We start from the raw sequence: 14,647 nt of genomic DNA, 5'->3' as shown, positions 1-14,647 counted from the left end.
CCTCATACAGAGCCATGTCCTAGTCTATATGTCGAGAAGCATGCAAGCCTAATCCATCAAGCCCCGTATACCTCGAATTCCCAAAGCGAATAACCGTATGCTGTCGCTCTTGTTGTCGCATACACGCGAACGTATTTGGCGTTCGTCGCACTAAAAGTAACATCATCAATGGCGCCATTGCCGGTCGTCGTGCTGTAGACTGTCGTCCAGTTCGTCGGCGTGCCGCTGTCGTTCGATACTTGGATGGAATACGCAGTAGCGTACGCATCTTCCCAGCTAAGCTTCACCCGGTTAATGCTTTGAGTCGATCCCAAATTGACATAGATCCATTGAGGAGAGGCACCGTAAGCGCTGGCCCATCTTGTTGCTGCATTGCCGTCTACCGCTTTATCGCCTTCATGGCCAGCTGTCTCTACCGTGCTCGTCGTTGTTGTTTTGTTCAGCGCAAGGTTAGAGGGGGCAGTGCTGCCCCCGTACACCTCGAATTCCCAGAGTGAATACCCGTAAGGCGTGCCTCTGACCGTCCCGTGTACCCGCACATATTTGGCTGTGCGAGCCGTGAACGTGATGTCATCGATGCCTCCGTCACCCGTGGTTGTCGTATAGACTGTCGTCCAATTCGTCGGCGTGCCGCTATCATTGGACACCTGGATCGTATAGGAGGAGGCGTACGCCGCTTCCCAATTCAGCTTCACGCGATTAACAGACTGCGAGGAACCCAAATTCACATAGATCCATTGCGGGTCTGTACCCTCCGCGCTTGCCCATCTCGTCGTGCTGCTGCCGTCGAACGCTCTGGACGCCTCGAAGCCGGTTCCTTCAACCGAGCTTGCCGTCGCCGTTTTGTTCAGGGCCAGATTGGTCCCTGTAGGCGGAGTCGTGCCCGACAAGGTTGTCGCTGAAGCGGTATTGCTGTTGCCAGACTGGTTGCCCGCCGCGTCGACCGCCCTCACCGTATAGCTGTAGCTCGTATTGGCAGACAATCCGGAATCGGCATAGGACAATCCTGTTGCCGTGCCAACCTGGCTGCCGCCGCGATAAATTCGGTAGCCCGTTACTCCGACATTATCGGTCGAAGCGCTCCAAGTCAGATTAATGCTGCTGCTGGAAGTCGCTGTAGCCGACAAGCTGCCAGGAGCTGTAGGCGCCTGCGTGTCGGTCGAAGTTGCTGTCGGCTTCCACCAGTTGCCCGTAATGAACAGCATGGTCATCAGGTTATAGGAATCGCTGAAGTAGTTCTCCTGCTTGTTCTTCATCCAATCCCAGCCCGCATTGACCCAGGCCTGATGGCTTGTGCTGGTTGTGCTCGCCGCGATAAAAGGAGATACGAATACAGCTGTCGCGTAGCCGCCGATCGTTGTACCGTTCAACTGATAGCCGTCCCGGATATTCGCTGGGCTGTTGCTTGCTTTTCCTTTAATCCAGACCGCGATTTTATCCGCAATCGTCTTGCCCCGCGTATCGCCGTACATCGCATAATCCATCACGATGCGCAGCGGCACGCGCGCTGCATTGTAATAGTAAGCATTGGTTTGCTGGAATTCATTCAAGTACCACTCAGGTGCAGGTTGTGGAGGGTTGTTAACAACAAAATCAGAGATCAATCCTGTCGATGAAGCGTAGTTGTTGCTCACTTGCGAATAGACCGTATACAGATTGTTGATGACGTTATTCCACGTCTGGTCGCCTGTGAACTCATAGAAAGCGCGAAGATGGGAGAGCATCCAGTCGGAAGGACGCGTAGCCAGCGAGCTCTTGGAATCCCAGTCGCCCAGGTTCAGACGGTTGTTCGTCGTCACATAGCTGGCTTTAATGCCGTTTGTAATCATATTCTGAGCTTCGGCCAAATAATTGACCGTTCCGCTTGAGCCCCATTGCTTATGGGCAAGCAGGAGGGAATACGCAATGTCGAGATCCCCATCCGTCGCAGAACCGAAATGCCCTTGGGCATTAATATGGTCCGCTACGACCCAGCCCATCAGATTGGGATTGCCCGAGCTCTTGTAAGCGCGTGCAGTTTTGAACAGTCCGTTGAAGATCGTTTGGGCATTGGGATCATGACCGGCCATTAGTGCCGTTATGACCATACCGTAGCCTTGCCCCTCGGATGTGCCCAGCGGCACGAAGCCATCGGCGCTGCCTGTAATCTCGCCCTTTACATAATACCCGCCCGGAAGCGTGGAGAGATTGTTTTTCAAATACTTGCCCTTCCAGTAATCGTAGTAGGATGCGACGGCTGTATTCATGGCCGCCTGTGTCACATGGTTAGGCTTTATAATACCGGCATAACTGACTTGCTGCGGGAACGGCATTAATTCGCCGGCGGCGTGAACCGTACCCTCATTTCCTTTTGGAACGAAACCAATCGATACAATCATAGCCAAGCACAGTAGCAGAAGAAACGGGGACTTCAATCTCGGTGAACCGAATGATGATGAAGTAAACAAATTGCAACGCCTCCTTGAATAGGATGTTGGCTAACCTCGACCTGTAAGTTTAAGCGCTTAAACTTTCTGGCCAAAAAAATAGGGTTTCGAAACCTGCCTTTAAAATAACACATTTCAAATCCCATGAAAACACTTTCTTCTAAACCCTACAAACTCTCTATTTTTTCGTCATTTCCCGCTCTATTGTCGAATGGCGGGCAGCTCGAACAGAGCAAGCTTGACCTCAGGTGTAATCTCCATTGCTCCCGCATCGAAGAAGCCGAAGCTTCGATAAAGCGCGATAGCCGGTTCATTCTTGGCTCCTGTGCTCACCTTAACCCTCTTATGCTTGCCTTCACCCTCCAGTACGTAAGCCAGCAGCGACTTGGCAATGCCTCTGCGGAAATAATCGGGATGGACCACCATACGACAAATATCCAGCGCATCTCCTTCATCCTCATAAGAAATAAATCCAGCCAGTACGCCATCAATTCGATATCCGATAAAGATCTCACTGCTGTCCATAATGGTCTCCGCTGTGTCGCGAAGCGGTGGTATGTCCCAGAAGCCGATTAAATCCGCCTCGATTCTGTATGCGGGAAGCTGAACCGCCAGCAATTGCTTGGCGACTTCCCGATTCTGATGCTGTTCGATTCCAATCATATGCCGCTCTCTCCTACTGTTCAGATATGTGCCGGGCCGGCGGGATACCTGATTCAAGAATAGTTACCCGACCAATGTAGCATAACGGATCATACCGGGTCTAGCATTTAAGTCTTTGGCAGATATAAGGATTACCATTAAAAACCATATTTTTACGCTAGAAAAACTGGTTTCTTCCTTTTAATAGGAATTATGTATAAGCCTATAGTTAAACTATTGAATTAGATTACGACATGTACTATAGTTGAAAAATCATTTTATTCCATCAGACAGGGGTATGCTTCGCCTATGAATCAACCGACTAAACATGTATTTCGTTTCACGATCAACCGCAAGCTGTTTGCGGGATTTACGGCCGTCCTGCTCATTCTGATGGCTACCGTTGCCATCGGTTACTCCCAGATCTCGCAAGTAGACTCTCATTATACGTCCATTATTGAAGACAAGGCGCACAAGCTGATGCTCATTCAAGAGCTGAACGTCGAGGTCAAGAAGGAGCAAGCCGCCATGCGCGGGTACCTGCTGCTCGGCGATGCTGAATCGCTGCAAGACTTTACCGACGCTCACAATGACTATGGAGCGCTGAGCCGCAATCTGGAAGCGATTATTGTGCATCCCGAGGCAACAGCCCTGCTGGAAGAGCTGAATCAACTGGAAAGCGATTATTACTTCACATCTAATAAAGCAATCAAGCTCAGAGTTTCCGGCGATGCGTTGCAGTATCTGGAGATTGCCTCGTCGCAGGCTCAGCCTATCTTGAAAGAATTCGATCAAAAGGCTGAAGAGCTTGCCCTCTATCAGCAAAACCTGCTGGAAGAAAGCAAAGAAGAGATACATAGCGAAGTAGAAGAGATCAAACAGCTGGTACTGCTGCTCGGAGTCGCTGCAGTCGTGATCAGTCTCATCGTTTCTTGGGTTGTCGGCCGTATCATCTCCAGGCCTATTAAGGCCATCGCTGCGTCAGCCGAGCGGATCGCAGCAGGCGATCTCACTTCCGAGCCAATGATCATTCGCAACCGGGATGAAGTAGGCGACCTGGCCCGTTCCTTCCATGCAATGTCGGAGCAGCTTCGCGGGCTCATCCGTCATGTCCATAACAGCGCTGAGCAGGTAGCCGCTTCCGCCCAGCAGCTGACGGCCACAAGCGAGCAGGCTTCCGCCGCTTCTGGACAAATTGCGGGCACGATGCAGCAAGTCGCAATGGACGCGAACGACGGATTCACCCATCTGGAGGAAGCATCCCGCACGATAGGTGACATGTCGGCTGGCGTGCTTCATATCTCCGACAGAGCCCGGCACGTATCAAACTCCGCATCCGAGGCTTATGAACGGGCCGAGGATGGAGGCCAAGCCATTCATACCGCGACCCGCCAAATGGGCTCTATCCATGATGCGGTGTCCGGATTGTCCGTCCAAATTCATACGTTAGGCGAGCGCTCTACTCAAATCGGCCATATCTTGAACACCATTACCGAGATCGCGAAGCAGACGAATATCCTCTCTCTGAACGCCGGTATAGAAGCGACGCGTGCAGGCGAGAACGGGAAAGGCTTCCTCGTCATCGCAAACGAGATTCGCAAGCTTGCCGAGCAATCCTCGCAGTCTTCAGACCAAATCTCACAATTAATTGCGTCCATTCAAGCGGAAACGAGCCAAGCAGTGCAGAAGATGGATACCGCTTCGCAAGAGGTCGCCTCCGGTCTCGGAGCCGTTCGCTCCGCCGGCACCGCCTTCGAGCATATTCAGAATTCCGTTCATGCCGTGAACGGCCAAATCCAGGAAGTCTCCTCTTCCATTGAACAGGTGGCTGCGGGGGCAGAGCAAATCGTCGGTGCGATGAAGGCCGTCATGACTGCATCCGAATCAACGGTAAGAGGCGCCGAGGAGGTGTCAACTGCTACGGAGGAGCAGCTTGCTTCCATGGAAGAGGTAGCCGCTTCCGCCCGCATGCTCTCTCGAATGTCCGAGCAATTGCAGGGGCAGCTGGAGAAGTTCAAAATATAAGGCCCATGACAAAGGGCAGCCCGCTTTCCAATGGGATTGGCGGAGCTGCCCTTTTGCTTTTCCTGTCATCTTTGATAAAAGCACGATCTTCTCTACTTCTTCTAACCCTTCCAGCTTGGCTGTCTGCCATCTATAGACCGACAGGAACCATATATAATCCCGACTGCGCATCCGACTTCACAGCAACCTTCACTTGATAGGTATTCAGAATCATCTCTTCCGTCATGACGGATTCCGGTGTTCCCTCGCCTACGATTCGCCCTTCCTTCATTATAATAATGTGGTCGCTGTATCGAATGGCTTGGTTCATATCATGCAATACCATAACGATGGTCAGCCCGTTCTCCCGATTAAGGGTACGTACCAGCTCCAGCAATTCGAGCTGATGATAGAGATCGAGATAGGTGGTAGGCTCATCCAGGAACAACAGCGGCGTTCGCTGCGCAAGCGCCATGGCAATCCAGGCCCGCTGCCGCTCGCCGCCGGATAAGTGAGCAAGAATGCTGCTGCGCTTATGATCGATTCCAGCAGCATGAAGCGCCCATTCCACCGCTACTTCATCCTCGTCGCTGTCCGTACGCCATAACCTTCGATAAGGCATGCGCCCGAAGCGGACCAGCTTCTCCACTGTCGTATCGCCCGGCGCCTCCTGCTGCTGGTGAACGACGGCGAGCTTCTGCGCCAGCTCGCGCGGCTTTAGAAGCGACAGCTCCTTGCCATCCAGCAGCACTCTCCCGGACTGAGGCCGGTAATGCTGGGACATGACGCCCAGCAGCGTAGACTTGCCGCAGCCGTTCGGCCCGATAATCGTCGTAATGGCGCCCTCTTGAATATAGGCCGACACGTCGCTCAGATGAGTCGATCTGTTGTCATGCGAATAAGTGATCGCTTTAATGTCCATGCACACGTTCGCTCCTTCGCAGCATGATGATCAAGAACGGCCCGCCGATGACTGTCATGACAATCGAAGCCGGTATTTCCGTAGGGGCCAGCAGAGTTCGTCCCAGCGTATCGGCAGCAAGGATAAGCCATGCGCCGCCAAGCGCGGAGAACGGCAGCAGCCACTTGTGATCCGAGCCGATAAAGAGTCTCGCAATATGCGGTACAAGCAGGCCGACAAAAGCGATCAGCCCGCCGACAGCCGTAGCTACAGATGCGAGCAGCACCGCTATGGCGGATACGATCAGCCGAGCCTTGGTGACGGGAATGCCCAAACTTTTCGCCGTCTTGTCCTGCAGAACCAGCATATTGCACCACGATCCCAGCAGCATTGCAAGCACCAGCCCGATACCGCCGTAGAGCGCCATAATCTCAACATCCGACCATGTCTTTAAGGTGAAAATAGAAGAGATGGCCTGATTTACGCTCGTCACCGCATAGCTGCCCCGATAGTTGAATGATTGACCAAGCCCTGTGAACGTCGCATTGACGGCTACCCCCACCAGAATAAGCCTCAGCGGACTTAGGCCGGAGCGCCACGAGAGCGAATAGACGAGGAAACAAGCGAGCGCCCCGCCCAAAAACGAAAATAGCGGCATCCAGAAGTACAGCGCCGGGAATATCGTCACCATCAGCAGCGAGACAAGTCCTGCGCCAGATGAAATGCCGATGACCCCGGCATCCGCCAGCGGATTGCGCATAACGGCTTGCAGCAATACGCCGGAGACGGCAAGCGCCGCGCCCGCCAGCATCGCTACGAAGAGCCGGGGCAAGCGCAAATCCCGAACGACCTCTACGCTTTCATTGCCGCCCCATATAAGTCCCTGAGCCAACTCGATCAGCCCGACCTTAATGCTCCCGGTAGCTGCCGAATACAAAATAGTGACAAGCAGCAGGGCAATCAGAATGCCGAAGCTGACGATCTTCTTCCCCATTCACAACCATCCTTATCTTTTGACATCGGGATAGAGCATGCCGACCAGCGCTTCAAGCGCTTCGCCCACAGCGAGATTTCCCGTCGTGCCGAACAGCGCCTCCTCCAGATCATAAACTCTGCCCGTCTGCACAGCCTTGAAGTGCTTCCATATATCGTTGGTCTTAAACTCCTTGTCGAACATCTTCACGACTTCCTCCGGCATGCCATGGGCAGCCCGCAAAATCACATCAGGATTGCCCTTCTGCAAATATTCCGTGTTCGACGCCAGAAACTCAACCTTTTCTCCCTGTACAATATTGATCCCTCCCAGTAGGCGGACCAGATCGCCGATATAGGAATGCTCGGTCGCAACCAGATAACTTCCCGGCACGCCAAGCAGAATAAGCACGGTCGGCTGCTCCGCCTCCCCGATGCTCTCTCGGATGGCATTTAACCGCTCGTCCCATTCCTTATTGATCGCTTCAGCTTGCTGTTCTCTTCCGAAACGCTGTCCCAGCGTGCTGATCTCCTCCTGCATGAAGGACAGCTTGGTGAAGTCCAGAAAGCTGGCATCCACACCCACATTCTCAAACACCGGCTCCAAATCGTATTTCAGCGTCGTCACCGACAGCACCTCAGTCGGCTTAAGCGACTTAACCAGCTCCATGTCCGGACTCATCGGATTGCCCACCTTTGTAATGCCGTCATATCGCGCAGGCAGCTCCTTGACGCTCTTCGGAATGCCGACCAAATCAAGCTCCAGCGCGTCCATAATTTGCGTAATCGCTACAGTCGTCGCAACAATACGCTGCTGCTCTTCACTTGTCGGCTCTGTCTCCGCTGACTGCGGTGACGGAGCGCTCGCGGCTGCGGGAGCTGTTTTGGCCGGACTCCCCTCCGCTGCGCCGCATGCGCACAGGACCAATGCAAGCAGCAGCGCAGCAGCCAGCAACAACAATCTGTTTCGGCTATACATGCTTCACTCTCCTTTCTGCAAACAATCCAGAGGACGCCTGCTGGCAGGGTCCTCCGGAATGATTCGTCGTAGACTGGCATTGGGCAGGGGCTTCCCCTCCAGACTCAGCCAGTTATGATTACAGCCGCAATGGTTTAGGATTCAGATGAAGCCTGTTTTTCCGGCTGCGATTGCTCCTTTTGCGCTTCCTTCTCTTTGGCCTTCTCTTTTTCTTTGGCTTCCACGTAGTCCACCGCACGCAGCGCAAGCGTTACCGCATCGGCGCGGGATGCAGGCTTCGAAGCGCTGAAGCGGTTGTCTTGAAGTCCTGTAATCAGCCCATGCTTCACGGCCGTAGCCACATAAGCTCTCGCGAAAGCAGGAATGTCGTCCTTATCCGCGAACGTCAGCGTGCTCTCATCTTCCAACGGCAGCTTCAGCGCTCTGACGATCATAATCGCAGCTTCAGCTCGGGTGACCTCCTTATTCGGCTGGAAGCTTCCGTCGGCGTAGCCGTTAATGATGCCGGCTGCAAGAGCCTGCTCAATGAACGGTCTTGCCCAAGGCTGAATGCTCGACAGGTCGGTGAAGGACAACTCCTTCTTATTGCCGTTCAGCTTCAATGCGCGGCCAATGATCGCCGTCCATTCGGAGCGCTTGACGGTAGCGCCCGGCTTGAAGCTGCCATCCGGATAGCCGGATACGATACCGAGCTTCACAGCGCGGTCAATGGCTTGCTTCGCCCAGTGGGAAGCCGTGTCGCTGAAGGATTGGGCCGGCTGCCCCGGCTCCGTTCCAGGCTTCGGCTCTCCTCCTGTTTCCTTGCCCGGTTCATTTTCCTTGACCTCTTCCTCTTCGCCTGGGTTAGGACGATCTTTGACTGGACCGAATGATTCCGAGCCCCACGACGATACAGGCGTATACGACTTCAATTGAATTTCGATATCATACTCATGGTGATAGTTGACTGCCGGCCAGTCGATTTTCACCCAGCCCTCCAGCTTCGCCGGAAGCTGATCTACCGCGAACTGAACTCTTCTTGTATTGGCCGAAGCGTTCGATTCGATGGTCGTCGGTGTAGAGCCTACAACGGTAAAGCCGGTAATTTCATTGCTCTGCTTCAAATTAATTTGAACGTACTTAACGCCGTTCTCGACCAGCAGACGGCCGGGATGCGCCACGTATTCATCCATAACGGAAGCTTGCGAGGTTCCTTTTTTCAGGATCGTGAAGTTCAGCGTGTATTTGCCGTCCTTCAATCCTTCCGGATTGGTCGGATTGCCCGTTCCCGGTCCTCCAGTCGACGCCTCGGCTTCGCCGGTTACAGCTGCCAGCCGTACGGAATAAGCTTGCTCTACAGCCGCCGTGCCGCTGCCGGAAGCCAGTACGATTTGATACAGTGCGGATAGATCCGCAAGTGCAAAGTCTGTGTGGTCAGCCGTCTTCGCGGACGATGCAACTTCCTCATTCGTGGAAGCGAGCACCAGCTTCTTCACCGTTATGCCCGATTTCGGCGCGATACGAAGCAGCTTGGAACTGCTGTCGATCTTCACGGAGCCGGAAGCAACCTGATCGGCGAATGCCTGAGCAACGGACGCCAGCTGGATAGGATAGCTGCCCGCGCTCCATACCTTAGCAGAGTAGAATGCAACCAGCGCATCTTGAATCGCCGTCTCCGCCTCTTGCAGCTGTTGCTGGGTTGCCAGCACGTTGCCTGCGGCTGTATTCGCTGCTGCGATAGCCGTTTGCAGAGCAGTCTTGGCTTCTTGCGCGTATTGACCGCCGCCAGTGCCAACTACGGCTGCGTCATGAGCCTTCTGCGCTGCAGCGATAGACGCCTTCAGCGTTGTGGCATCCGCCGTATTGAATGTCAGTCTGATGGCATGCGTCGCATCATAAGGCTTGCCTGTACGAGGATCGATGACATCGGGCATATAGACACGAACCTGTGCAGGGATAATAGCTGTCAAATTCGCGACTTTGAATTTCACCACTCTTGTATCTGTCGCTTCGTCCGTGCTTACCACCGTTGTATCTGTGAGCGTGCCGTCGATTGTTACCTTGAACGCTACCACTTTGCTGCTGTCCTTCACTTTGAAGGAAACATACGTATCCTCGCCTTCGCTTTGAACGGTGGCCGGCTTCAGGAAGTAGCTGTTCATGCTGGACAGCGCAGGGTTTGTCGCATGCAGCGCGGAGAACTCGATTTGGCTCGCTGCGCCGGATTCAAACTTAGCTACTGCTTTGGCCAGCGCTGCCGATGCAGTGTTGATAGCCGGTCTGGTTGTAGCCAAATTAGCGGAAGCCGCTTCCGCGGCCTCAACCGCAGCCAGCAGAGCCGCTCTCGAAGCAGCCGAATGCTCGCCTTCCGCATTGCCTTCCTTGGAGCCTGTGTAGATGGCACGAGCTGCTGCCGCATTCGCTTTAAGCGCATCCAGCAGACTCGCATTCAAGCTAAACAGCACCGTATGCGTCTCCGCGCCTACGGTATATTGGAGCTTAACAAAGCCTTGGTAGACTTCATCGTTCGCCGAGTTATGGCGAGCCGACAGCTGATAGGATTTGCCCGGGGCAATCTCCGTGACATAACCGCCGATAAAATTAGAGCTCACACTGCCGTTTGAGCTGCTGCCGTATACTTTCAGCTCAGGGCTGGTTTGCGTCTCTGCGAATGCCACTTGAATGTAAGACTGGTAGTACGGCGCCTGCGAACGGGACATAACCGTTACGCTATCCGCAAATTGATCAGCCAGCGCCGAGATTTCGCCCGTATCCGGGTCAAGCACAAGCAGAGGCAGCTCCGTCGCTTTAAATTGCTGCTTCTTCAGATCCTCCAGATTGGCAGCCAGCGTCTCGATCGCCGCATTGACATCCGCTTGCGACGTCTGCGCTCCTTCCGCTACAGCCTGTGCGGCTGCCAGCCATTGCTGTACGCGAAGCTCCGCGCCGGCCGGATACTCTCCATCCGCTATAACAGCATGCGTTCCCGTCGTTCCTGCCGCGCTGCCCAGATTGCGGACCGTCGCGGAGAATACCTCCCCATCCGCAATTGCACGGACAAGATTGTCTTTATTAACGGTAATCTTTGCTGCTTCATACGTTTTTTTGCCCTCAAGCAGAATGATGTACGCCGCCTTTAACAGCTCGGCGTTACCGCCAGCCGCCAGGACTTTGGCTTGATTAATCGCTTGCTGGAATGTTTCTTTGGAGCCTGATTTATAATATCCGTTGCCCGTGCCTTCCTCCGTATTGGCCAGAAGCTGCTCCGAGACGGTCACTTGCTCATTGAATTGCTGGGGCGTCACCGTGCCTACGCCTTCGCCTGGTCCGTTCTCTTCTTCATCGGTTAACGAGGATACATCCAGCCCAAGCTGTACATTGTACCAATGATCATAGTTCGCAGCTGGAACGACGATATGTATGAGTACATCTTGCTTCGCATGGATATCTGTAATGTCGAGCGTAACAATTGCTTGATCGGCATTCGTGCCGCCCTCGACTGGAGCGGAGACGACTGGCGTATAGCCTGCCAGGCTTGCCGAATTCGGTTCGCCGCCGGACAAGTCCGCCTTCGGCGCGCCGTCATTGCGTGTAGAATAATGCTTGAATGCGTTAATGCTGTTCATTTCATGCTGGAATTGGTAAGATCCGCCGCTGACGATGAGCTTGCCTGTGCCTGCGACAGCATAATCATTGACAATGGAGCGGTCGCTCGTATTGTCCTTCAAATATTGGAAAGGGATGCTGTATGCTCCGTCCTTAGGCGCAGTTACAGCCGCATATGCAGCGGCCGACAAGAGCGATAGCAGCAAAGCCAGCGTCACGAGACTTGCCGTGATCCGGCGAAACTTCCTGTTCATTTCCATAACACTCCTTTGTAAGTGGGTCATTGCAAGGGAATTGTGCATATTGAAGGGGGAGCGGCCATGGGGTGTACCGCTCCCCTTGAATCATGGATTTAACCTGCCGCTACCTTATACCGACCACTTGAATTGAATCGTATGAACCGTGTTGTAGCCAGGGAATGTTTCGGAAGGCGGTACGATGACGTGAATTTTCGCTATCTTGTTCACGCTGAAATCGTCCACCTCGAAAGTAAAGGAGACATTGCTGCCGGATGGAGTAGCTGTTGCATAGCTCCATGTATTCGTTGCAGCGTCATAGACTTCCAGATACTGAATGTAGCTGGCGCCGGAGAACGTTATGGTCGTCGTTGTGCCATTGGTATCTACGGACGCGGAGCCTACTTTATAAGCATTGGCGTAAGAATCCGCCGTATCGGTCGCATTGCGAACCACATAATCAACATTCGTGCTTGCGAACGCGGCAGGAACCGCGAGAGCCAGAGCCAAAGTCAACAGCAAAACGAGAAAAGCCGATTTTTTCATAGATTGAACCATTATGAACACACTCCCCTACTTATTTTTTAAGATGGACTTGCGCCAAATTACCCAGGATAAAAACGCGATTAATACAACAATTCCTGTAATCGAAGGCAGCAGCCAGCGGCTTGTTGTGCGGTCTGCCTCTTGCTCAGCTGCAAGATCCATAGATGCTTTGACGATATCGGCTCCGGCTGTAATCCCTTCAGCCCCTGCTGAGTCCAAAGCCGGTTGCTTCTCCTGAGATTGCTCCGCTTGAACGGTCGGCTCCTCCAGGGCTGGCTCGGATGACTCTAAGGACACTTCCTCCGGTGTCGCCTCCGGTTCCTTCGAGGCTTGAGCGGACGGAGTTGCCGACGGCGAAGCTTGAACGCTCTCTTGCCCGTTCTTCGTCCCCGAAGCGGCAGGCTGCTTTGTGGCTGATGCCGCATCCGATGCTGCCGGAGTTGGTGTTGCCTCAGGCTGGCTGCTCGCCGCTGCCTTCTCCGGTTCCTTCACAGGCCTTGGAGTGGCCGTAGCTGCCGGGGCTGGCGTACTGCTTCCCGCTGCACTCTCTTGCGGCGCGCTCTTGCTAGGCTCGGGAGCCTTCTGAACAAGCTTCAAGCTGCTCTTGTCGAATACGATTCGAATCGTGTAATCATGATCGTAGTCGATGCTCTCTACCGTGACGTGAATCTTGGACAATACCGCCTCCTCCAGACCCGCCACTGCAAATTGCGCCACCCTCGTATCCTCCGCCTTATCCGTTGCCACCACTTTCGTATCAACATATCCGCTTCCGCCGGGCACCTTGAACTGGGTTACCCACGCACTATGATTGATCTTGGTCTGAACAAGCAGCTTGCCGTTCTCCACTATCAGCTTGGCCGGTTTTTCCCAATAGTCGTTCGCCATTGAAACTGATTCGTCCTCAGCCTTCTTGATGACATAGTCTATCGTGTACGTACCGTCAGCTAGCTCGGCCGCATGCACTGCCGGGGCTATCAGAAGGACCAGCATACAAGCCATGATGAAACATATAGATATTGGGAACTTGCGTAAAATCGGATTCTCCTCCCTTCCTACAGGATCAACCTTGCGGTCATGCAGCGGAATCCTATTTTATCTGATAATGATTTCGATAATCATTCTCAATGATAGCTAAAAAAATAATGAGCATGATAATCATTATCAATAACTGCTCAAAAAAAATAGTCCCTATGGCTGCCGGAAAGTGTCGCGCCTTCATCTCGGCACCTTCTTAGCACTGAAACTATCATGTGCAGCCACAATCTGTCAATACTCCACCGAAAAAAAGTTATCTTTTTTCAAATGTTCAAAAATAAGGGTTGACGTCCCTTCCGACTAGCCTTATACTGTTGCCGTGTATATGAGATTGAGAATCAATATCATTATAAACGAGGTGAACCCGAATAGCTATGCGCCATTTCTCATTTTTAGCGCTTCTTTGGATGATCCTTCTATTGGCTGGCTGCGGAGCGGCTGCCTCCCCTGCTGCACCGGGAGCTCCCGGCATTAAGGCGGTAGACGATTCGGGCCGGACCATCGCACTAAGCAGCGTTCCTCTGCGTATTGTCGCGCTCGGCAACGGAGAATCCGATATTGTGGCTGCGCTTGGCGGCCATCTGGTTGGACGTCCCGCCACCTCCTACACCCCGGCTAACTCCACCATTGAGGCTGCGGAACCGATCGGCAACACGCATGAAGTCAATCTGGAGAAAATCGCGCTGCTCCGTCCCGATATCCTATTCGGCCACTTCCCCATGAATGAGAAGGACGTTCCGATGCTGGAGGGCATCGGCACACAAGTATTCCTGACTAGCGCTAACTCCATCCGCGATATCGAACGGCAAATCGAGCGAATCGGCGGGCTGCTGCAGCAAGAAGCCAAGGCTGGCGAGCTGATCACGAACATTGAAGAAGCAGCAGCCGCTTACCAGAATGCCAAGGATAGCGGGCAAAAACGCGCCCTTCTCGTCTACGGAGCGCCGGGCACCTTCATGGCAGCACTGCCGAACTCGCTTGCTGGAAATATTCTGGAGACTGTCGGGGGCGTCAATATTGCGTCCGATTACCCAAGCCTCCAGAGCTATCCGCAATATGCCCAGATCAATGCCGAACGCATTGTGGAGGCTAATCCTCATGCTATCTTCATCATGACGCACGGCAAGCCGGAGGAAGTGAAGGACAGCTTCCTTCGTGAGATGAAGACCAACTCATCGTGGAGCAGCCTTGAAGCGGTGCGTGAGAATCGCGTGACCGTGCTTCCGGCCGATCTGTTCGGAACCAATCCCGGCACCCGCATCATCGAGGCTATGGCAATCATGAGCGAAGAGCTGAGTAAAGACGCACACTGAAAGGA

The 14,647-nt window shown here is 53.6% G+C and carries 10 protein-coding genes and 1 pseudogene; 2 read left to right on the top strand and 9 right to left on the bottom strand.

Annotated features, from left to right (window positions below; all coding sequences use genetic code 11):
* Positions 1-56 precede the first annotated feature (56 nt).
* From ACFVSO_RS06265 to ACFVSO_RS06255, 3 genes and pseudogenes are all read right to left on the bottom strand, one after another.
* The gene (locus tag ACFVSO_RS06265) at positions 57-1,127 is read right to left on the bottom strand and encodes a discoidin domain-containing protein (RefSeq protein WP_387471665.1); all 1,071 of its coding nucleotides are present in this window, start codon (positions 1,125-1,127) and stop codon (positions 57-59) included.
* A 21-nt stretch (positions 1,128-1,148) separates the two neighbouring features.
* Positions 1,149-2,390 (bottom strand): annotated as a pseudogene (locus ACFVSO_RS06260) (family 8 glycosyl hydrolase); the annotation flags it as partial.
* A gap of 237 nt (positions 2,391-2,627) precedes the next feature.
* On the bottom strand, positions 2,628-3,089 hold the full coding sequence (locus ACFVSO_RS06255) for a GNAT family N-acetyltransferase (protein WP_387471213.1): 462 nt from the start codon (positions 3,087-3,089) through the stop codon (positions 2,628-2,630).
* A 288-nt stretch (positions 3,090-3,377) separates the two neighbouring features.
* Between ACFVSO_RS06255 and ACFVSO_RS06250 the strand changes: the two genes are divergently transcribed.
* Positions 3,378-5,093: a methyl-accepting chemotaxis protein gene (locus ACFVSO_RS06250; protein WP_387471211.1), complete on the top strand. Its 1,716-nt coding sequence runs from the start codon at positions 3,378-3,380 to the stop codon at positions 5,091-5,093.
* A gap of 130 nt (positions 5,094-5,223) precedes the next feature.
* On the opposite strand, the gene ACFVSO_RS06245 is transcribed toward ACFVSO_RS06250, so the two are convergent.
* The 6 genes from ACFVSO_RS06245 to isdC all read right to left on the bottom strand — a co-directional run bounded on the left by ACFVSO_RS06245 (position 5,224) and on the right by isdC (position 13,293).
* Positions 5,224-5,994: an ABC transporter ATP-binding protein gene (locus tag ACFVSO_RS06245; RefSeq protein ID WP_387471209.1), complete on the bottom strand. Its 771-nt coding sequence runs from the start codon at positions 5,992-5,994 to the stop codon at positions 5,224-5,226.
* Complete coding sequence (locus ACFVSO_RS06240; RefSeq protein ID WP_387471207.1) at positions 5,984-6,967, bottom strand: FecCD family ABC transporter permease; 984 nt, start codon at positions 6,965-6,967, stop codon at positions 5,984-5,986. Before ACFVSO_RS06240 ends, ACFVSO_RS06245 begins: the two co-directional genes overlap by 11 nt.
* A 12-nt stretch (positions 6,968-6,979) precedes the next feature.
* Positions 6,980-7,924 (bottom strand): heme ABC transporter substrate-binding protein IsdE, encoded by a 945-nt coding sequence (isdE, locus tag ACFVSO_RS06235; protein WP_387471205.1) that lies wholly within the window; start codon positions 7,922-7,924, stop codon positions 6,980-6,982.
* A gap of 134 nt (positions 7,925-8,058) precedes the next feature.
* The gene (locus ACFVSO_RS06230; protein WP_387471203.1) at positions 8,059-11,763 is read right to left on the bottom strand and encodes an NEAT domain-containing protein; all 3,705 of its coding nucleotides are present in this window, start codon (positions 11,761-11,763) and stop codon (positions 8,059-8,061) included.
* A gap of 114 nt (positions 11,764-11,877) precedes the next feature.
* The gene (locus ACFVSO_RS06225) at positions 11,878-12,303 is read right to left on the bottom strand and encodes a hypothetical protein (protein ID WP_387471201.1); all 426 of its coding nucleotides are present in this window, start codon (positions 12,301-12,303) and stop codon (positions 11,878-11,880) included.
* Between the two features lie 15 nt (positions 12,304-12,318).
* A complete protein-coding gene (isdC, locus tag ACFVSO_RS06220; RefSeq protein WP_387471199.1) occupies positions 12,319-13,293 on the bottom strand; it encodes a heme uptake protein IsdC in 975 nt (324 codons plus the stop codon).
* Between the two features lie 455 nt (positions 13,294-13,748).
* On the opposite strand from isdC, the gene ACFVSO_RS06215 reads away from it, so the two are divergent.
* Complete coding sequence (locus ACFVSO_RS06215; protein ID WP_387471197.1) at positions 13,749-14,642, top strand: ABC transporter substrate-binding protein; 894 nt, start codon at positions 13,749-13,751, stop codon at positions 14,640-14,642.
* Positions 14,643-14,647: the final 5 nt, after the last annotated feature.

The sequence above is a fragment of the Paenibacillus sp. NPDC057967 genome (assembly GCF_042887015.1).
GTDB lineage: Bacteria > Bacillota > Bacilli > Paenibacillales > Paenibacillaceae > Pristimantibacillus.
The sequence above is the reverse complement of the archived record's forward strand: the minus strand, read 5'-3'. Positions and strand labels throughout refer to the sequence as shown.